The sequence below is a fragment of the Streptomyces sp. NPDC087787 genome (genome assembly GCF_044743035.1).
Classification (GTDB): Bacteria; Actinomycetota; Actinomycetes; order Streptomycetales; family Streptomycetaceae; genus Streptomyces.
Map to the genome: position 1 here is coordinate 1 of NZ_JBIUVQ010000022.1, position 18242 is coordinate 18242.

At 69.2% G+C, this 18242-nt stretch carries 17 protein-coding genes and 3 pseudogenes; 5 read left to right on the forward strand and 15 right to left on the reverse strand.

Going from position 1 to position 18242, the window contains the following annotated elements; genetic code table 11:
- Nucleotides 1-150 (forward strand): annotated as a pseudogene (locus tag ACIOWN_RS28805) (DNA-directed RNA polymerase subunit alpha); the annotation flags it as partial.
- A 113-nt stretch (nt 151-263) separates the two neighbouring features.
- Here ACIOWN_RS28805 and ACIOWN_RS28810 read toward each other — a convergent pair.
- Together ACIOWN_RS28810 and ACIOWN_RS28815 are read right to left on the reverse strand one after the other, a co-directional pair.
- Nucleotides 264-770: an anthrone oxygenase family protein gene (locus tag ACIOWN_RS28810; RefSeq protein ID WP_401983721.1), complete on the reverse strand. Its 507-nt coding sequence runs from the start codon at nt 768-770 to the stop codon at nt 264-266.
- A gap of 3 nt (nt 771-773) precedes the next feature.
- Complete coding sequence (locus tag ACIOWN_RS28815; RefSeq protein WP_362352421.1) at nt 774-1436, reverse strand: maleylpyruvate isomerase family mycothiol-dependent enzyme; 663 nt, start codon at nt 1434-1436, stop codon at nt 774-776.
- Nucleotides 1437-1507: 71 nt separating this feature from the next.
- Here ACIOWN_RS28815 and ACIOWN_RS28820 point away from each other — a divergent pair, with 71 nt between their 5' ends.
- Nucleotides 1508-2425 carry a LysR family transcriptional regulator gene (locus ACIOWN_RS28820; protein ID WP_401983723.1) on the forward strand — a complete coding sequence of 306 codons (918 nt, stop codon included), beginning with the start codon at nt 1508-1510 and terminating at the stop codon, nt 2423-2425.
- Nucleotides 2426-2748: 323 nt separating this feature from the next.
- On the opposite strand, the pseudogene ACIOWN_RS28825 reads toward ACIOWN_RS28820, so the two are convergent.
- Both ACIOWN_RS28825 and ACIOWN_RS28830 read right to left on the reverse strand, forming a co-directional pair.
- Nucleotides 2749-3258, reverse strand: a pseudogene (locus ACIOWN_RS28825) (DUF262 domain-containing protein); the annotation flags it as partial.
- A complete protein-coding gene (locus tag ACIOWN_RS28830; protein ID WP_401983724.1) occupies nt 3195-3494 on the reverse strand; it encodes a hypothetical protein in 300 nt (99 codons plus the stop codon). The pseudogene ACIOWN_RS28825 and the gene ACIOWN_RS28830, both read right to left, overlap by 64 nt.
- A 915-nt stretch (nt 3495-4409) precedes the next feature.
- On the opposite strand from ACIOWN_RS28830, the gene ACIOWN_RS28835 reads away from it, so the two are divergent.
- Nucleotides 4410-5732 (forward strand): hypothetical protein, encoded by a 1323-nt coding sequence (locus tag ACIOWN_RS28835; RefSeq protein ID WP_401983726.1) that lies wholly within the window; start codon nt 4410-4412, stop codon nt 5730-5732.
- Nucleotides 5733-5766: 34 nt separating this feature from the next.
- On the opposite strand, the gene ACIOWN_RS28840 is transcribed toward ACIOWN_RS28835, so the two are convergent.
- The 3 genes from ACIOWN_RS28840 to ACIOWN_RS28850 form a co-directional block, all read right to left on the reverse strand.
- A complete protein-coding gene (locus ACIOWN_RS28840) occupies nt 5767-6108 on the reverse strand; it encodes an ATP-binding protein (protein WP_401983781.1) in 342 nt (113 codons plus the stop codon).
- 144 nt (nt 6109-6252) lie between these two features.
- On the reverse strand, nt 6253-7272 hold the full coding sequence (locus tag ACIOWN_RS28845; RefSeq protein WP_362352410.1) for a hypothetical protein: 1020 nt from the start codon (nt 7270-7272) through the stop codon (nt 6253-6255).
- 51 nt (nt 7273-7323) lie between these two features.
- Complete coding sequence (locus ACIOWN_RS28850; protein WP_401983727.1) at nt 7324-7821, reverse strand: hypothetical protein; 498 nt, start codon at nt 7819-7821, stop codon at nt 7324-7326.
- On the opposite strand from ACIOWN_RS28850, the gene ACIOWN_RS28855 reads away from it, so the two are divergent.
- On the forward strand, nt 7820-8590 hold the full coding sequence (locus tag ACIOWN_RS28855; protein WP_401983729.1) for a DUF5753 domain-containing protein: 771 nt from the start codon (nt 7820-7822) through the stop codon (nt 8588-8590). The two genes, ACIOWN_RS28850 and ACIOWN_RS28855, sit on opposite strands and share 2 nt — an antisense overlap.
- Nucleotides 8591-8633: 43 nt before the next feature.
- On the opposite strand, the gene ACIOWN_RS28860 is transcribed toward ACIOWN_RS28855, so the two are convergent.
- The 7 genes and pseudogenes from ACIOWN_RS28860 to ACIOWN_RS28890 form a co-directional block, all read right to left on the reverse strand.
- A complete protein-coding gene (locus ACIOWN_RS28860) occupies nt 8634-11528 on the reverse strand; it encodes a tetratricopeptide repeat protein (protein ID WP_362352407.1) in 2895 nt (964 codons plus the stop codon).
- Complete coding sequence (locus ACIOWN_RS28865) at nt 11525-11986, reverse strand: hypothetical protein (protein WP_401983786.1); 462 nt, start codon at nt 11984-11986, stop codon at nt 11525-11527. Before ACIOWN_RS28865 ends, ACIOWN_RS28860 begins: the two co-directional genes overlap by 4 nt.
- Nucleotides 11987-12309: 323 nt before the next feature.
- A pseudogene (locus ACIOWN_RS28870) lies at nt 12310-12672 on the reverse strand (transposase family protein); the annotation flags it as partial.
- A gap of 202 nt (nt 12673-12874) precedes the next feature.
- Nucleotides 12875-14200: an MFS transporter gene (locus ACIOWN_RS28875; protein WP_401983731.1), complete on the reverse strand. Its 1326-nt coding sequence runs from the start codon at nt 14198-14200 to the stop codon at nt 12875-12877.
- Nucleotides 14201-14397: 197 nt separating this feature from the next.
- Complete coding sequence (locus ACIOWN_RS28880; protein WP_362352402.1) at nt 14398-15642, reverse strand: FAD-dependent oxidoreductase; 1245 nt, start codon at nt 15640-15642, stop codon at nt 14398-14400.
- Between the two features lie 7 nt (nt 15643-15649).
- Nucleotides 15650-15973 (reverse strand): 2Fe-2S iron-sulfur cluster-binding protein, encoded by a 324-nt coding sequence (locus tag ACIOWN_RS28885; protein WP_362352399.1) that lies wholly within the window; start codon nt 15971-15973, stop codon nt 15650-15652.
- 36 nt (nt 15974-16009) lie between these two features.
- Nucleotides 16010-16789 (reverse strand): cytochrome P450, encoded by a 780-nt coding sequence (locus ACIOWN_RS28890; RefSeq protein WP_401983782.1) that lies wholly within the window; start codon nt 16787-16789, stop codon nt 16010-16012.
- Here ACIOWN_RS28890 and ACIOWN_RS28895 point away from each other — a divergent pair.
- On the forward strand, nt 16677-17003 hold the full coding sequence (locus ACIOWN_RS28895) for a hypothetical protein (RefSeq protein WP_401983784.1): 327 nt from the start codon (nt 16677-16679) through the stop codon (nt 17001-17003). The two genes, ACIOWN_RS28890 and ACIOWN_RS28895, sit on opposite strands and share 113 nt — an antisense overlap.
- 292 nt (nt 17004-17295) lie before the next feature.
- On the opposite strand, the gene ACIOWN_RS28900 is transcribed toward ACIOWN_RS28895, so the two are convergent.
- Nucleotides 17296-18135, reverse strand: coding sequence for an SDR family oxidoreductase (locus ACIOWN_RS28900; protein WP_401983732.1), 840 nt, complete (start codon nt 18133-18135; stop codon nt 17296-17298).
- Between the last annotated feature and the right edge of the window lie 107 nt (nt 18136-18242).

Here is an 18242-nt window from a genome sequence, read left to right on the forward strand (position 1 = left end):
GGTGCGAAGTCCATCGACGAGGTCAAGGCGAAGCTGGCCGGCATGGGCCTGGCCCTGAAGGACAGCCCGCCCGGATTCGACCCGACCGCCGCCGCCTTCGACGCGGACGACAACGGGAACACGGGTTTCGTGGAGCCCGACCAGTACTGAACGCCGCGCAGGGTCGCGGGGAGCCGGCCACGGTCGGCTCCCCGCGGGCCCACCGGCGGAGAAGCGGTGCACCGCAGGGCTCGGACCCCGCCGGCGCCGCGGCCGTCCTGGACTCACTCCTTCGCGACCCGACGCCACGCGGGTTCAGTGGTGCTCGGTCCCGCGTCCGCATGCCTCAGGGCAACAAGGATCAGGACGGCGAACGCAGCCACGGCAGTGCAGGTACGGGCATCGTTGAACAGTTCCCAGCGGCGCAGGATCTCGGCGTGGTCGGCCGGCGGTGTCGTGGCGGCCCACTGCTTGATACGGCCGTTGATCGGGACGTTTCCGAACCGGGTGATCAGGAAGGACGTGACGGTCAGAAGTCCCGCCGTCGCTGCGAGGACCCGGCCCCCGTCCCGTGTCAGGGCGGCCAGGGCGAGGGCACTGAGAGCCGAGACCGCCATCGCCCCCTGCATGGTGATCCCGTTCATCTTCATCAGCTCGGTGTGGAAGTCGAGCCTCATGTCGATCGGCACGGAGTTGAAGGTCGGGACGAGGTTGGCGGCGCCGTAGGAGAAGGCTCCGGCGAGCAGACCGGTGGACAACAGGGACACGGCAAGCAGGAGCCGGGTGCGCACAGTTCATGCTCCCTCGACCGGCCGAGTGAAGCGGCTGCCCGGCACTCCCCGGAGCCGACCGCCCGGAATTCTTCGGCCGTGGGCCAGCAGCAGCAGGTCCTGAGCCTGGCCGTAAACCGGCGACCCGGATCCGTACGACCAGTCGAGGTCCTCGGCGCACAGCCGCACTCCGTCGAGGTCGGCGCCGAAGAACTTCAGGCTGCTGGGCCGGATCCCGTCGAGCAGGATGCGCAGCCGGTCCTCGGGGACGCGCCGGTCTAGGCCGAGAGCGACGGTGATGTCCAGCCCGTGAACCACGTCGTGGCCGAGCGCCGCCGCGAGCCCGCCGATCGGCGGTGTCCAGGGGTGGTCGGCGTTGTCCCGCAGGAAGGCGGCGAGTGCGGCGGCGGAATGGGCGGCCGCGTCCCTGAGCGCGACCCGGTCGGTCATGCGGTGAAGGTTCCCGCGAGCCTTGGCCAACTCGCCCAGCGTCACCGGCAGGGAGAGCCGGAACCCCATCGACATGTGTGCCGCGACCTCGCGAACTCGCCATCCGGCGCAGAGGCTCTGCTCGTTCCACTGATCGGCTCGCAGAGAGTCGAGTAGATCGGCCAGTTCTCCACGTTCCGCCGAGATCGCGGCCCTGACCTCGGCCTTCTTCGCCCTGCGGGTTGTCGCGTTTCCCATGCGATCAAGCGTGCCGCCGACTTGGACATATCTCCAATAGATGGTCCTGCTGGTACCTAGAATCATTGGTTATGGAGCTTCGTCAGCTGCGCTACTTCGTCTCCGTGGTCGAGGAGGGCGGTTTCACCCGCGCCGCGGCCCGGCTGCATCTGGCGCAGCCTGGCCTGAGCGCCCAGATCCGCCAGTTGGAGAAGGAACTGGGGCAGCCGCTGCTCGACCGCTCCGGCCGGTCGGTGACGCCTACCGAGGTGGGCCGGGCGGTCCTGCCGCAGGCCCGTGCCGCACTGGCCGCGGCGGAGGCTGTGCAGCAGACGGTGGATGCGTACACGGGACTGCTGCACGGCCGGGTCACGCTCGGGCTGGTCTCCGGCGCCACCGGCCATGCCTTCGACGTCGCCGCTTTTCTCGCGGACTTCCACGACGCCCATCCCTCAGTCGAGTTGGCACTCACCGAGGACACCACGGAGCGGATGCAGGCCGCGCTCCTGGCCGGCGAGCTCGACATTGCCCTCCTGGGGCCGGTGGAAGAGGTGCCCCCGCCCAAAGTGGCCTTCCGGATGGTGATCGACGTCCCGCTGGTTGCCGCTGCTGCGCCCGGCGTTCCGTTTCTCGACCGCGTTGACGGCACGAGCGTCCCGCTTGCCGATCTCCGCGACAGCCCGCTGATCTGCCTGCCGCACGGCACCGGGGTGCGCGCGGCGCTCGAACGCGGCTGTTCACAGGTGGGATTCCGGCCCCGGGTTGCTTTCGAGGCGGCAGCGCCACACGTACTCGCACGGCTTGCCGCGCGGGGCCTCGGCATTGCCGTGCTACCTGCTGGCGAGGACGAATTCCCCCTCGACAGGCAGCTCCGGACCCTGCGGATTGCCGGGCCCGGGATGCGCGCCCGCATCGCGCTCGCCTGGCGGACCACCGGTCCCTCGAGCCCCGCGGCCCGGGTACTCCTCGACTGCCTGCGCGAAGCCCTTCCGAAGCCGGCCGAGATGTAGCCTGCTGCTCCCCTGGCACACTCACCGCGCCACCCCGCAACGCCACTGGTGGTTGGGTGGCGGCTGACGACGTGGTGTGTTCGTACCTCGAAGCGAGTACGACGACGTCCGCCCCGCTGGGCCTGGCGGGCTGGATCGAGGCCGGGAGAGCCCGACCCCGACGCAAAGTCGCGGAAAGTCCCCCAAGTGCCGCCGCACCCCTTCCAGTACTGCATTCGCGCGGGTCGGACAGGGTACGGCGGCATCCGCTCCGAGGGACGGAAAGCGAGCCGGACGCGCGTCGTGCGGTAGTCCTCCCTCACCACGGGCGTGCCGGTCATGACGGCGAAGAGCGAGGTGAGACGCTGCTGGCCGTCGACGATGAGCCGGCGAGCCGCCTCCGGTTTGGTCCCTTCGCCGATCTGCCGGGCCCCGGGCTCGATCCCGGTCTCCCAGAAGAGCAGATAGCCGACCGGGAAGCCCTTGTACATCGAGTCGAACAGCTCGCGCGCCTTGGCCGGTTGCCACACATAGGGCCGTTGCAGGTCGGGCAGGGCGATCTCACCGCGCCGGATGTCGGTGATCAGGTCGGCTACCTGGTGGGTCGTGTCCTTGAACAGCACGGTGGCCATCGGCCGGGTCTCCTCGGGGTGATGGGACGGGAAGGCGGACTGTGGGATCAGCCGGTCATGGTGAGCAACGCGGCGGTCACGTTTCCGGTACCTCGTCGCGCGTTGGTCCGGCCACTTCCTCGCACACGGTCCGGGTACCCGATGAGCGGCCGAATCTCTCAGCCGCGCCCGGGGCGCCGATGCCGCCAGTACTGATGGGCTTTCAGCACCTCGTAGCTCCATGTCATCTGTTGCTGGGCGGCGGTGTCCGAGCACGCCAGGCCGAGCTGTTCCGCGATGACCGGGAAACGGGGGTGCATCTGCCGGTCGCCGACCGTGACGAGGGCGCAGAGAAGGGGCTCTCCCTTTTCCCGCTCCTCGTCCACCAGCCACAGGATGATGCTCTGGTCGTCCCGGTGGAGCCGCGGCAGTGCGGGGAGGCGCTTGGCGATACGGGACCAGGTGGTGGTCGCGCCCATGCGGGCGGTCTGCTCCAGCAGCGGGCGGAGCTCGGTGGCGATCTCCGACAGCTGACCGGTCCCCAGCAGGGGCGGCTCGTCACGACGAGCCGGTGTCCGAGAACCTGAACCGGCCGTGTGCGAGGGCGGACGGTTCGCCCCGGTGTCCTTGAAGGCTTCGTCCCGCGGCGCGGCACGTGACCGCTCGCGCGCTTCTCGGCAGGGCGGCGACCCGGACGCACCGTGGAGCGCTGCCGGGTCGGGGACTCCTGCCGGACATCGGCCGTCGCCGCACGTCGACGCCCCTCCTCCAGCCAGGAGGCGGAGTCGAGCACCTTCTTGAACGCCTGGAGTTCTTCCCGCTGCTTCCTGGTCTCGCTGGGCGGCGCCTCCGCCACCTGGGACCACGCCAGCGAGTACAGGCCGGTCGCCTCAGCCACCGCGTACCTCTCCACGGCACGCTGAAGGTCCAGAAGGATGTGGTTGAGGTTCCGGTGGAGACGAGCGACGTCCATGGCGGAGCGCACGGGGCGCCCCGTGGTCCTGCGACGGAAGTCCGTCTGCCAGCTCGAGCCGCCGCTGAGACGTACCCGGTTCCGCGTCAAACCATCCCCCAACCAGTGACACGCTGTGCGGCTCTACCTCGGTCCGGACGAAAGGCCGTCCTCCGTGACGTGGCCCCGCATACTCAAGCAACGCCAGAACCCTAAGAGAGTGCGTTGACGCTGTCAACAGGGCGTATATTGGCAGTTGTTCGACTCTCACGGTTTCGGCCACTCAGCGGGCACCGGCCGTCGTCCGCGCGTCGGCCTGTGCCGACCCGCCGCGCTGGGAGGTGGTCGATGTGGATCGAGCGACACACGGTGCCGTGATTCGGCTATACCGTTCTGCTGGGACGTCAGCCGCGGGCTGACGTGGGGATGAGTTGGGGGGGCGATGATCGACTACCGCAAGAAGGCAACCGTTCCGGTGTGGACGCTGGCGACAGGTGACGTCCAGGTGCCGGCGGTGGCCGGGGACGGGCCGATGACGGCTGAGCGTCTGGCCGAACTGCGCGGTGTGCTGGCCGCGTTGGCCGACCGGCCGATCGCCACGCTCGAGGTGCATCCGCTGCCGGACAAGCTCGACCGCGGCCGGGGCATCTCGCTCGATGCCGCGAGTCCGCTGGCACAGCACCTGTCGCAGCTGATCACACAGTCGGCGCGCGGTTCCGCCGCGGCGGCCAAGGCGACGGCTGCCGGCGAGGGGCTGTACGTCATGGTGGTTCCGGCGAAGGTCGCCAAGCAGGTCGGTCAGGGCATCGTTCGTTCGATGTCGTCGAAGGCGGTGGCCGGTGGTATCCGCGGCCCCCTCGTGGATTCGACGACGGGCAAGATCGTCGCCGGTGCGACGTTCGTACCGGTCGGAGGAGCGGCAGCGGCGGGCACGGTCGGCGGGGCCGGTGCGACCGCCGGTGCCGCGGCCGCCGGGGGCACGCTGCTCACCGTGGCCGCACCGCTCGTGCTCATGGCCGTGGCGGTCGGGGTGAGCGCGCATGCCGACGCCAAGCGGCAGGAGGCCATCGCGCACATCACGGAACTGCTGGAGCAGCTTCAGGCGGACAAGCTCGACGACGAGCACAGCGCGCTCAACGGCTGCCGTCCCGCCATCGACAAGGCCACGGCCATCCTGCTCGACCAGGGCAAGCTCGGTGTCTCGCTGGGACTCGACTCGGCGGTGCACGCCATCGACACGGCACTGAGCAAGGCTGACATCCGCCTGGCCCGGTGGACGAGCGCGCTCGACCGGCTTCCCGACGGTGAGCCCGTCGAGATCGGCACGCTGACCGAGTCGTTCCCCGGCGTGGACGACCAGGGTGGCACGTTCCGCACCCACCTCGAACTGGCGGCCCTGGCCATCGCGTTGAAGCGGCGTGTCAACGTCCTCCAGGCGGTCGAGCAGGCCCAGAGCGAGCCCGACAACCTGTTCGAGAACTTCACCCGCGCGCTGAGGAGCGACGAGCAGCGCCTCGACGAGCTGGAGAAGGGCCTTGCCGGTGTCCTGCTGCGCCTGTCGGCGTTGGAGCTGGCCCGCCCGAAGAGTGTGCGTCCCGTCTTGACGACCGGTGAGGTCGACCGGCTGATGCGCACGGCGTACCAGATCCGTGGGCTGGGCGACGGCGTCGCGGTCAACGGCCGCCCGACGGATGTGGCGATCGAGATCGCCCGCGAAAGGGACGGCTCGGTGGTCGTGTTCCCCGCGTTGCCCGCGGAGGCGTAGGCGCGCGGGCTTCCGCTCTCCTCGGTCGACGCCATCATCCATCGGCCGGTGTCGTCAGCACCGCCCGGACGGTCTTGCCGCCGGGCGGGTGGGGGACGCAGTCCCAGTGGTCGGCGAGGGCGGTGACGAGTGCCAGGCCGCGTCCGCCGAGGGGGAGCGCGCCGGGCCCGTCCTCCGCCGGGGCCGGCCATGGCCACAGGTCCCTGCGGGCGTCCGTGACCTCGACGCGCAGACGGTCCGCGCCGGGGCCGAGGGTGAGGGTCAGCCGGAAGCAGCGGCCGGGCACACGGCCGTGCAGGACGGCGTTGGCGGCCAGCTCCGCGACGACGACCGGGTCACCGACGCCCCGTGGCCTCGGCAGCAGGCCGCCGGGCACGTTTCTGTGCTGCTCGACGGCCCGCCATGGGTGCCGCTGCACGCCGTTGACCGGACGGAGGCGGCACCCGTGTGACAGGCGTTGCATGGGGGCGGGCTTGGTCGGCGCGGTATCAGCCGGCCGTCGGTGTGTGCGCCCTTGTTGTCAGTTGGTCGGGGAGCCGGGGGCCCTCAAGCCTTGGCTGGGGACCGTGGTGTGCTCCGGGCTCTGGGCGGGGGCGGGGACGCGGTCCGTGGCGGAGGGCCTGGCGAAGATCTCGTCGAGGGTGGTGGCGTCGATGGCGCGGTCGAACCAGAGATCCAGGAGCGGCATGTCCGTGCAGGTGGTGACGCGCTGCCGGGTGTCTTCCGTCATCGAGAGGCCGCGGCGCTCCATCAGGCGCAGTAGTTGCTCGGCCTTTCCGGCCACGCGCCCTTTCTCGAGTCCCTTCTCGAGTCCTTCCTCGAGTCCTTCTTCCTGTCCTGCGAGGCGGGCATCGCCCACGATGGTGCCTCGCCTGGGGGTGAAGAGGGTTTCCATCAGGTTCCTCCAGATTTTCCGGGCGTGTTCGCTGCCCAAGCCGTCCTCGATCAGCCCCGCCAGGTCGTCCCGCGCTTCGCGGTCCGTGTCCTGGGCCAATGCCTCGCCCACCACCGTCAGTATGCCCTCGATGTCCGGGTCGTTGCTGTGGATCCACAGACAGAACGCGGCGAAGTCCAGATCGGCCGAGGCGTCCTGGACCCGGCTCACACGCGGGACGTTGGCCGGGCCCAGCACGTGAGGCACCGTCACCTGGGTGGGGCGTCCCAGACCGGTACGCAGAGGTCTGGCCGCCCATGCCGCCGTCGCCGTGTCCACGCACAGGACCAGCAGGACGACCTCGAGTTTGTACCGGTCACGCAAGTAGGCGACGTAGTAGGGCCACGAGGTCTCCTTCTTCGTCTCGATGCCGGTCTGCGCCTCGACCAGCAGGATGAACGGATCTCGCCCGTCGGGACGGACCACCCGCAGCACGGAGTCCATGTTCCGGGTGAACATCTTCGGGGCGCCGGACGCGTCCGTCGGGAGGGTCTCGGTGGTGACACCGGACGGGATTCCGAGGTCCAAGAGGTCCAGCGCGCGGTTCAGCGCTTTCGGACGTCCCGGCAGGAAGCCGTGCAGGGTGTCGTGACTGACGTTGGGCATGACGTGAAACTATGCACGAGGCAAGAACACTCATTGGCTTTTGGGATGTGATCACCCGTTTGGTGGAGCCCTCTGGGGTTGGCTGACGCTGATGCGTGCGGTCAGGGCGGGGGCGAATGCCGAGCCTGCTCTACGCGCATGGCAGGCCAGTTCGGGCATCGCGCGGTTCGGGGCGCACGTCACTACGGCCAGGGAGAGGTACGAGGGGCGTTCGAGGTAGCAGCCGTACGACACGTCGGCACCCGAGCGCAGGCGCTCGGCGGCGGCGCTCACCAGCCGGGCCAGGCGCGCGGCGTCCCGGTCGCTCTCCGACGCGAACCTGGGGGCGTATTCGGCCAGCCGCTCACCGAGCCAGGCCGCCGCCTCCTTCGCCTCGTCCCAGGTGCCCCGTAGTGCGAGCGGGAGCCCCATCCGTCGGACAGCCTGCGCACGTTCGGCGCGTTCGTCCAGGCGCTGCGCGAGCACGCGGGCCTCAGCCGCGCGGACCTCGGTGTCCGGGTGCGGTTCTCCAAAACACACCGTGGAGTCGGTGGAGTTGGGGCGCCGCATGCCGGACGAGGTGTTCGTGGAGCGCGCGGAGGAAGCCCTCGGCAACACCGGTGCGCTGCAGAAGGCCGCCCGTCATCTGACCCGGGGCGAGGCGGGTCTCGCGGCATGGTTCCGGCGGTGGGCGCGGCTGGAGCGGGAGGCGGTGAGCCTGTGCACGTACGAGTGCCGGCTGGTGCCGGGGCTGTTGCAGTCGGAGGCGTATGCGCGGGCACTCTTCGAAAACCGGATTCCGCTGCTGACGGATGAGCAGTTGGAGGCCCAGGTTGCAGCGAGGCTGGAGCGGCAACGGATGCTGTGCGAGCGTCCGACAGTTCCGTTCCACTTCATCGTTGAGGAAGCGGTCCTGCGACGGAGACTGGGCGGTGCCGAGGTGTGGCGCGAGCAACTGGACCACGTTCTGGAGCACACGTTGCCTCGCAACGTGGCGTTGCAGATCATGCCGTTGGAAGCCGAGTACCACTCGTGCATGGATGGGCCTCTGCGCCTGGAGACCCCTGAAGGGCGTCGACTCGCATACTCGGAGGGCCAGGAGAGCGGGCGGCTGATTGGTGACTCGAAAGAGGTGAGAGTTCTCCAACAGCGCTATGACACACTGCGGTCGCAGGCCCTGCACCCCAAAGATTCCCGGGCCTTGCTGGAGCGCATAGCGGCGGTGCAGGCGGCGGCATCCGGCGGGCCGGGCCATGCTGCGCTCGACGGTCCAGCGGTGGCGGCCCAGCCGCTGGGAGGACTCGATGCCCCTTTTCGAGCGACGCAGGCGCAACCGTGATGGTGTACGGCATCTGCCTGATCGTGCCGCGGTCCCATGATGTTCAGCCGTGCGACGCTCCTGGGACCTGCCGTCGCAGACAGGCCTCTTTGATGTCCCGTAGACTGCCGACGAGGTTCGCATACGCCAACGGGTTCGCCGAAGCGGTCCGGTGTGCCAGCGTGAGAGCCTCGTCGACCGCGGCGAGTGCTTCCTTCCAGCGGGAGGCCAGGGCGAGGAAGCGGCCGATGTTGTTGAGGGCGCGGGCCAGTTCCAGGGTGTAGGCGGCCGGATTGTCGGCCACGGCGTGACGGTAGAGCTCCGCCGAGCGAACGGTCGCCCTCAGACCCTCGGCAGGTCGTCCGTTGCGGGCCAGACAGGCTCCGAGGTGGGTGAGCGACTGGGCCAGGTCGGCGCGGTGCACATCGGGTTCGGCGGCAGCCAGCCTCTCCCGGATCGCCACGGCCTCCTCGCACGCCTCCAGCGCCTCGGCGGGACGGTTCGCCGACAGACGGAACCAACCGAGATTCGACAGGGACTGCGCGAGAAGGGGTTCGTAGACGACGAGGTTGCCCGCGGCGAGCCGTCGACGGAGAGCGACCGATTCCTCCGTCACCCCAATGGCCTCGTCCCGGCGGCCGCCCTCCGCCAGGTCGGCGCCCAGACTGGTGAGGGCGATCGCCAGATTCCCCTCGTGCGCCTCTGGATTGACCTTTGCCAGGCGACGGTAGAGCTCGGTGGCCTGCCATGAGGACTCCAGGGCCTCGGAGCGCTTCCCCTGCGCCGCAAGGTGGTTCGCGAGATTGATCAGTGAGTCCGCCAGGTCGGGTTCGTAGGTCGCGGGGTCCTGGTCGGCGAGTCGGCGCCGGATCGCCACCGCCTGCCGCAGTGCGTCCGCGGCATCGGCCGGCCGGCCCATGTCGGAGAGCTGGTTGCCGTGGTTGTGCAGGACCTGAGCCAGGAATTCCTCCCTGGCCGGGTCGGCCGCCGCCATACGGCGCCAGACCGCCACGCTCTCCTCCGAGGCGGCCAAGGCCTCTTGTCTGCGGCCCCTCATGGCCAGCCACAGGCCGACGTTGCTGAGCGTGCCGGCATACAACCCTTCGTACGTCTCGGGCCGGGCTGCGGCGAGCCGGCGGTAGGACGACACCGCTTGTTGTGTTGCCGCCAGCGCCTCCTCACCTCTGCCCAACAGAGCCAGACAGGTACCGAGATGTGTGAGGGCGGCAGCGAGCTCGGGTTCGTAGAGGGCGGCGTCCTGGGCGGCCAGGGGCCGGCAGGCGGTCACGGCCTGCTCGAATGCCTCCAGGGCGCGTTCGTGCAGCCCCGCGTTCGACAGGCGGTTGCCGAGTTTGCGGTACTCGGCGGCGCGGGTGGCCAGGTCGTCGCCGTCCACGCCGCCGAGCCGGTGCTGTAGCAGCCGGGAGGCCACCGAGGCGATGCCCGCGTCGAGGTCGACATGACGGCGCAGCGGGAAGTGGGACTCGACGGCGGCCAGCAGCTCGGGGGGAACGTCGTCGAGCGCGGCGAGGGCGCTGAGTGCCGCGCTTCCGGCCGCAAGCGCCAGCGCCGGATCGGCATCGAGCAGCGGATAGAGGTACCTGGATCCCACGTGCGGCCAGCGCTGAGCTGCGGCGGTGAGGAAGGTGACCGCGCGCGGGGCCCAGAGGGGGGCCGCGCCCTGCCCGCCCCGGGACAGCAGCGTCGCGACCGTGGTCTCGGACCAGGGCATGGCGGGGTAGTCGGCAGTGTGCCCGGGCAGGGTGAGGGCGAGGAAGTCCTCTGCCAGCCGGTCCGGGTAGAGCGGTTCCAGGACGCTCCCGTGGTCAGGCTCGGGCGGGGGATAACAGTACGAGTGGTCGGCGAGCACCTGCGGAGCCGGCAGGGGCGCGGACAGTTCCTCGACCACCGAGACGCCTGCCCGGGAGCTGACCGGGCCGATGAGGGCCGCGGCGAAGACGGTGTGGTTCATGACCTGCGGCGGAGTTCTGAACTCCCGCTGTGAGCCGGCCGGCCGCTGGGCCGGGCGGCCGCCGGAGCTGAACAGCTGCGCCCACTGGAGGTGTTCACGGTCCAGGAGATAGACGGTGAGCCCGGCCATCTCGGAAGGCGGCCGGCGGCCGGTGACATGGGCGTCCACCGCCACGAGCGCCGCCATGTGCAGGGTGAGCGTGAGCCCGAAGCCCGGCTGGTCGAGCGGGCCGGGCGGCGGCAGGGTCCGCCCCGGGACAGGGAGGCCGTAGCGGGAGGCGAAGGCGTCGTGAGCGGCGGCGTACATGTCCGCGCGTGCCTCGGATCCGTCCGGTAACTCGCCCAGTTGCTGGATGGACGTGCCCGCCTGGTGGTTGGCCAGTGCACCCCGGACCGCGGGCCAGGACTCGGCGGTCCGCGCCAGCAGGAGAACCCGAGTGCGGACACCGGGCCGGTGCAGGAGGGCGTTGCTGAGGAGCCAGGTCAGATGGGTCAGCGGCCACCGGTCGGCGTAGTCGACCAGCAGGACGAGGCCCTGGTCGTCGCCGGTTCTCAGGTCCTGGCTGCCCGGTGGCGGCTGGACGGCACCGGGGCCGTGCACGGCGGTGACCGCCTGCCACCCCGCTTCCGCGGACTCACGGACGAACCGGGCGGCGAGCCGTGTCTTGCCCTGGCCGCCGGGTGCGTGCAACCACCTCACGGCAAGGCGCGGACCGTTGTCGCGCCACTGCCGGAGTACGGCCAGTTCGGCCTTCCGGCCGGTGAACGGGACAACGGAGAAACGGGCGTTGAGCATCCGGCTCGGCAGCTCCGACAGCCACTCAGCGTCGGCCTCCGGAGAAGGACGCCATCTGGCCAGCAAATAGACGGGCGTCCCGTCCCCGAACACGTGGATGTCCGCCCCGATCGTGCCGTAGGCGAATCCCGCCGTTGCCGTGACCCGCTGCTCGATGTGCGGCTGCGGCTCACCGGATCTGCCGGCCGTCACCGGTCGGTGGTCGGAGCGTCCGGGGGCTCGGGGGCGGGCGACGGCGGTGGCTGATGGACGATGACGTTACCGCCCAGCGCGGCGAAGACCTGTCCGTGATCCCGGGCCACGTTGTTCTGGACCCAGTGGCGCTCGTGCTGCGGTAGCGCGGACAGCGACCCGGATATCAGCGCGCGGAGCTCCTCGGCGGCGTCAGGGTGTTCCCTCACCAGGGTCTCCAGCCGCAACTGCCATGCCGTCAGCAGAGCTTGGCGCGCCTGCACGGCGTCGGACGCCCCGGTCACCAGGGAGGCGTCGTCCGCCAGGCACACACGGACTGCCATCTGCTGTTCCTCACCGGCTCTCCGGAATAGTCGGACCACGGCGGCTCGAGTGCTCGCCCAGGCATCCGTGGCCATCGCAGCGACGACGGCGGCACCGCCACTGGCGGCCAGAGCGGTGAGCGACTCCTCCAGCATCGTGCCTCCCTGAGCCGGTCCCGTGAAGGGCGATCCCGGTGCGGTACGGCTTGTCTCCCGTGGTTGGAAAAAGTAACACGGCTTACCGGACGAGGGAGAGGGCTGTGTGCGACCGCCAGTCTCGGTGAGGGGGTCTCGTTGCCCTTGTCATCGTTCTGCCGTTGCCCGAGCACAGTGCCGGCGTGGTCCATCGCGGCCGGCAGCCATACCGCTCTTTCTCCCGTCCTGCGGGATCCGCGCAGCACCTTGCCGTCCACCGCCACGGCCCGCCACCGACACTCCTGCCGAGGAGACTGGCTTCTGGCCTGCAGGAACGCGGAGACCGCGGGGTCGAAGGCGTCGCCGTCGAGGTGGGCGAGCAACCGCATCACCGTAGTGGGATGCGGCACGGTGACCGTCTTGCTGAACGGGTCGACGGCGACGCCGAGGGCGGTGAGGACCCGGTGGGAGGCGTCCGCGATCCACTCGGCGATCGCGGTCAGGGATCTTGTCCCGGCCGGCACGCTCGCCCCGGCGGCCGACACGATGGCGATCAGAGGGAAGCGCCGTCCACGGCGGCCGCGCGGATCCGGCAGGCCGGAGAGGAAGCGGGCCAGGCAGACCGCGTCGGGCAGCGGCTGCGGTGAGGTGGTACGGGTCAGTTGTTCCAGCCCCTGCGGAATGGGAGACGACGAGGGCGCGGGCACGGTCTTCGGTTGTGGTCATGCGGATTCGACACCGTCATGATCCCGAAACCGTGCCTGCACCTGCGTTCACCCCCGGCACCGGGCAACCCCGGACATCACGGGTCGAGTCCACTCAATCCGCAAACACGCAATGCCCCTCCGCGTGAGCAGGCCGGGTGATTTGTCGGCACCCGCAGTGCCTCTTGGCGTTTTCCCGGAGCAGTTACTTATTCTCAGCAGGCATTGTCGGCGCAGGCGTGACAAGCGCGCTGGCGGCGTCATTTTCGGCCCCACTGTCGTGACGCCCGTTCTTCCGGCCCATGGCGCGGAACACCAGGAGCAGCGCCGCGGACGCGAGGTAGCAGCCAGCGCCGAGGACGCAGGCACCCAGATAGGACCCCGTGGAATCGATGATCCAGGCGAAGGCGAAGGGAACGCCGATGCCACCCACCGCCGTAGCTGCCATGGCCAGGGCGAACAGGGTCGCGAAGTCCTTCTTTCCGTACTCGTCCAGAATGAAGTAGGCCGCGATGTCGCCTTCCGCTCCTTGACTGAACGCGACCATGAGGGCGGCTGCGCCCACGACGATCAGCGGGAGCGCGGACACCTGGGTCAGGGCCAGGGCGCCGAGGCCGGAGATCGTGAGCACGCTGACGGCCACCGCGTACTTGTTGGTCAGGTCGAGCAACGCTCCGGCGCCGAGGCGACCGGCGATGACGCCCACGGTGAAGAGGGTGGTGATCGAGGTCGCCACTACAGTGGTGAGTCCTCCGTCCAGAAGAATGGGCTGGACGTTGGAGAGGAATCCGTTCGCCCCGCCCACAGCCACTGTGAAGGAGACGACGAGAACCCAGAACCGCGCGGTCCGCAGAACGCTCGGCTGTGCGTGGCGCTCACCTCGCTGACGGGACTTGGCCTCGTCCCTGACGTGCGCGAGCGGGGGCTCCTTGATGCCGAACAGGACATTGGGCAAGGAGACGACGAGCGCGAAAGCTCCCAGGGCGATGTAGCCCATCCGCCAACCGTATGTGTAGATCACATAACTGGCGACGGGGATGGCGACGAGCGGCATGACCGCACCGCCCGCTCCCACCAGGCCGAAGGCGGTTCCGGCGCTCTTGCTGAACCAGTTGGCGACGGCTCGGTTGAAGGTCACCGCATAGGCGAAGGACCCGAACAGTCCGATGCCGGCCGCGACCCCGTAGAAGGTGAGGTGGTTCAGGGGCATGACCGCGAACAGGACGAGGAGCGCGCTGAATCCCAGCAATCCCAGGACGGCGGTCGAGCGCACTCCTTTCCTGTTGAGTCTTCGGCTCACCAATGGTCCGCACAGCGCGAAAAGGCCGGAGAGCCATGGGGAGATCAGTACCTCACGCGTCGACCAGCCCGTTGCTTCGACCGTGGGTGCCACGAACACGCTCGCGGTGGTGAGGAACAGGACCGGCCCCGCTCCGTAGCCGATTGCCGCGGTGACAGCTGTTCGCCCTCCGGAGCGCCATTCCGATTCCTCGGTTATCGCGCTCTTCGCAGGGGTTTCGATGTTCGACATTGAACCGCCTTTTTGTGATCGGGAAGTTGATCAATTGCAGTACGGCATCGCTGTGTCGGGTGACGACCGAGCATCACCGGGGCCGGCGGGTCTCGCGCTTCTTCAGCCCTGGCGGGTAGAGGCCGCCCGGTCGCTTTTCGCATCAGGCCGGAAACGGAATCCGCGACGAAGCGACGGGGCGGTAGTGATCGGATTGTTCAGGAGACGGCTGCCCGGCCGCGCTTGACCAGCGTGCTGAGTGGAGCCGAGGTGTCGGCGAACTCTTCCGCCGTCACGGCGCCGCCGGCTGCGAGCAGCGCCTTGACCATGCTGAAGTCGCGTGGCGCGTCGACGCAGTCGGCGGCGATCAGACGACCGTCCTTGAAGTACCCGACGACGAGCGATCCGTCGTCCTGGTGACGGGGCACTTCGTGGTCGAACCCGTTGAGGATCCCGGCGGTCTGCAGGCGCACGTCGTATTGGTTCGACCAGAACCAGGGCACCCCGCGCCGGGGTGGTTCGGCGCCGCTGAGGTCGGCGGCGACGAGCCGGGCGTGCTCGGTGGTGTTCGGCACGGATTCGAGGCGCATGACGGTGCCACCGGCGAACTCGTTGGGCTGGGCCGCGATGTCGCCGATCGCGTAGACGTTCGGCAGGCTCGTACGGCAGCGTGCGTCGACGAGCACCCCGTTGCCGGTTGTGGCGCCCGCGGCGACGAGGGGGGCGACGAGGGGTTCGACACCGATGCCGACGATGAGGATGTCCGTCGGAAGGGTCTGGCCGTCGGTCAGGGTGACCGAGGTGACGACGCCGTCCGTGGTGCCGAGTTCGCTCACGCCGGTACCGAGGACGACGCGGACGCCGTGGTCTTCGTGCACGCGACGCAGGTGTTCCGCGATCGTCGCGCCGGCGACGCGGGCGAGCAGTCTTTCCTGCAACTCGACAACGGTCACCTGCTTGCCGAGCTTGGCGAGTGTCGCCGCGGTCTCGAGCCCGATGTAGCCGCCGCCGATGAGTACCGCCCGCCGGGCGTCGGTCGCGAGTGTTCTCAGCCGCCGCGCGTCTTCGAGCGTGCGCACGGAGAGGACGTTCTCGGCGTCGGCACCCGGCATCGACAGCAGTCGCGCCGAGGCGCCGGTCGCCCAGACCAGGTGGGTGTAGCCGACCTTTTCGCCACTGTCCGTGGTCACCGTCCGCGCGCCGGGGTCCACCTGTGTGACGGTCGTGCCCGTCACCAACCGGGCGGTCCCCTTGGACCAGTAGTCCTCCCGCCGAAGCGGGAGGTCGTCGTCGCGCACCTCACCGAGCATGTATCCCTTGGACAGCGGGGGGCGCTCGTAAGGCGGGCAGTCCTGGCTGTCCAGGATGCCGACGCTGCCGCCGTAGCCGGACTTCGCCAGCTGTCCCACGAGCGCCACACCCGCGTGTCCGGCACCGACGATGAGGACGTCGAAGTGCTGCATGGCGACTTCAGGCTTCCTCGGTCGCGACGGTCACGGTGATGCCGTCGAGCTGGGAATCCAGCTTGAGCTGGCAGCCCAGCCGGCTTTCGGGTCGCCGGTCGTCGAGGATGTCGAGCATGACCTCTTCGTCCCAGTCGACCTCGCCGAACTTGTCGCGTTCGCCTTCGCCGACCCAGACGTGGCAGGTGCCGCAGTTCATCTCGCCGCCGCACTCACCCTCGATACCGGGGATGTCGTTGTTGACGGCGGTGGTCATGATGTCGTCGCCGGGCGTGAACTCGACGACGTGTCGAGCGCCGTCGCGCGGGGTGATGTAGGTGATCTTCGGCATGGTTGTTCTTTCGGTCCGTGTGGCGCGGGTCGGGGTTCAGGCGGCCGTCGGCGTCCGCGGTTCGAAGGCGATGGGCAGCGTGGAGAGTCCGGTCGTGTTGGTGGAGTGCACCCACTCGACGTCGCCGGCGAGACGCATCTCGGGCAGGCGCTCGAACAGCCTCTGGAGGAGGATCTTGAGTTCGAGTCGCGCGACGTTGCGGCCCAGGCAGAGGTGCTCGCCGTCACCGAAGCCCAGGTGCGGGTTCGGGTCGCGGGTGATGTCGAACTGGTCGGCGGTGGGGCCGAACACCGTCTCGTCGCGGTTCGCCGAGACGATCCAGCCGACCACCCAGTCGCCCTTCTTGATCTCCTGGCCGCCGATCTCCAGGTCCTTGGTCGCGACACGGAGGCGGTTCTTCGACGGGGTCACCCAGCGGATGATCTCCTCGACCGCGGTCTTGGCGACGGCGTCGTCCTGGAGCAGGGCAGCCTGCTCGGGTCGCTTGATGAGCTCCATGATGGCGACCGCCGCGGCGTTGCGGGTGGTCTCCAGTCCGCCGGCGACGACGCTGAAGCCCATCCAGCCGGCCTCTCGCTCGCTCAGCAGTTCCCCGCGGTAGTCCTTGTTCGCGATGAGACTGGCGAAGTCGTCGGACGGGTTGCCGCGGCGCGACAGCACGTGCGCGGAGACGTAGTCGTACAGGCTGCCCATGGCATCGGCGATGACCGCGTTGAAGTCCGCCGCGCCCGGGTCGCCGAAGCGGGGGTCCTCGGGGTGGAGCATCTTCAGCGTGATCGCCCGCACCGTGTCCCAGTCCTTGTGCGGGATGGCCATCAGGTCCAGGAACAGGCGCACGGGCAACAGCGCGGCGATGTCGCGCACGCCGTCCGCGGCGCCCTTGACCGCGATCTCGTCGATGATCTCGTCGACGATGCGTTCGCAGTCGCCGTGGAACTTCGCGACGGCGGGCACGCTGAAGTGCGGATTGAACGGGCGGCGCAGGACCGCGTGCTCCGGCGGGTCCTTGACGACCAGCTGCACGTCGTAACCCATCTTGTACCGCTCTTCGTCGGTGAGTTCACGACCCAGGGGCGGGATGTGCGTGCCGGCGGAGCTGCTGAAGTTCTCGGGCTCCTGCAGCAGCCGCAGGCAGTCCTCGTAGCGGGTGAGCGTCCAGAATCCGCGCCGGTAGCCGGATGCGTCCGTCCAGTGGACCGGGTCCTCGTGGCGCAACTGCTTGAGCGTCTCGTGGAAATCGGTCCCGGCGAAGAACGCGGGGTCCACGAGCTTCTCGTCGATGTCGGTCGGCAGAGTCATGTTCTGTCCCTTTTTACGTTGGTTCACAGGCCGCGGTAGCCGCGGATCCAGAGGTTCTTGCGCTCTTCGAGCTGGTCGGCGGGCGCCGGGTGCGTGATGCAGTACGGGTCGTTGTGACGGATCGCCTCGACCACCTGCTTGCCCACGTTTTCCGGGCCCTTGGGCTGGTTGTGGGGGAAGTCGAAGTCGCGCACCTGCTGGTAGGCGATCGCCGCGGTCAGGTCGTCGTCGGTCTGCTGACGGCGCACCGCCGTGCTGGTCTCGCCGATGTTCGTGGTGATCAGCCCCGGATGCAGGACGGTGATGCCGAAGTCGTCGCCGTGGTCGACGAGTTCCTCGCGAAGGACGTCGCTGAGTCCGTCGACGGCGTGCTTCGACGCGGTGTAGGGGGCGTGACCGGGGCTGGTCGACAGGGTCGCCAGAGACGACGTGTTGACCATGTGCTTGTGACCGTCCTGTTCGCGCATCCGGGACAGGAAGGCGAAGACGCCGTGCACCACGCCGAAGTAGTTCACCTCGGTCATCCAGCGGAAGTCGGCCACGCTGGCGTTCCACACCGCGCGAAATGGCCGCCAGGTCACTCCGGCGTTGTTGCAGAGCACGTCGACGCGGCCGAACTCCGAGAACGCCGTGTCCGCGAGGGCTTCCACACTCTCGTACTCGGTGACGTCGACCACCTGCGCGCGGGCCGTCCCACCCGTCGCGACGATCTCTTCGGCGACCGACGCAGCGGCTTCGCCATTGATGTCGGCGACGAGGACCTGGGCGCCCAGTCGTCCGAACTCAAGGGCGATCGAGCGCCCGATACCGCTGCCCGCACCGGTGATCACCGTGCCTGCCCCGGTGAAGTCGAAGTCCGCCATGAGATCGCGTCCGTTTCCTCGTGTTGTCGTGTCCTCGTTGACGCCGGCTTCCAGCGATCGAGTCTGCTCGGCACTGTAAGCAGGCTTCCGTATGCTCCACCAGAATG

Coding starts and splice junctions, on each gene's coding strand:
- ACIOWN_RS28885 (WP_362352399.1), bottom strand. CDS start 15,973: ATGCCGAAGATCACCTACATCACCCCGCGCGACGGCGCTCGACACGTC.
- ACIOWN_RS28890 (WP_401983782.1), bottom strand. CDS start 16,789: ATGGCCATCCCGCACAAGGACTGGGACACGGTGCGGGCGATCACGCTG.
- ACIOWN_RS28875 (WP_401983731.1), bottom strand. CDS start 14,200: ATGTCGAACATCGAAACCCCTGCGAAGAGCGCGATAACCGAGGAATCG.
- ACIOWN_RS28880 (WP_362352402.1), bottom strand. CDS start 15,642: ATGCAGCACTTCGACGTCCTCATCGTCGGTGCCGGACACGCGGGTGTG.
- ACIOWN_RS28855 (WP_401983729.1), top strand. CDS start 7,820: ATGCCGGACGAGGTGTTCGTGGAGCGCGCGGAGGAAGCCCTCGGCAAC.
- ACIOWN_RS28820 (WP_401983723.1), top strand. CDS start 1,508: ATGGAGCTTCGTCAGCTGCGCTACTTCGTCTCCGTGGTCGAGGAGGGC.
- ACIOWN_RS28895 (WP_401983784.1), top strand. CDS start 16,677: ATGACCGCGTTGAAGTCCGCCGCGCCCGGGTCGCCGAAGCGGGGGTCC.
- ACIOWN_RS28865 (WP_401983786.1), bottom strand. CDS start 11,986: ATGCTGGAGGAGTCGCTCACCGCTCTGGCCGCCAGTGGCGGTGCCGCC.
- ACIOWN_RS28835 (WP_401983726.1), top strand. CDS start 4,410: ATGATCGACTACCGCAAGAAGGCAACCGTTCCGGTGTGGACGCTGGCG.
- ACIOWN_RS28900 (WP_401983732.1), bottom strand. CDS start 18,135: ATGGCGGACTTCGACTTCACCGGGGCAGGCACGGTGATCACCGGTGCG.
- ACIOWN_RS28830 (WP_401983724.1), bottom strand. CDS start 3,494: ATGGGCGCGACCACCACCTGGTCCCGTATCGCCAAGCGCCTCCCCGCA.
- ACIOWN_RS28815 (WP_362352421.1), bottom strand. CDS start 1,436: ATGGGAAACGCGACAACCCGCAGGGCGAAGAAGGCCGAGGTCAGGGCC.
- ACIOWN_RS28850 (WP_401983727.1), bottom strand. CDS start 7,821: ATGCGGCGCCCCAACTCCACCGACTCCACGGTGTGTTTTGGAGAACCG.
- ACIOWN_RS28845 (WP_362352410.1), bottom strand. CDS start 7,272: ATGCCCAACGTCAGTCACGACACCCTGCACGGCTTCCTGCCGGGACGT.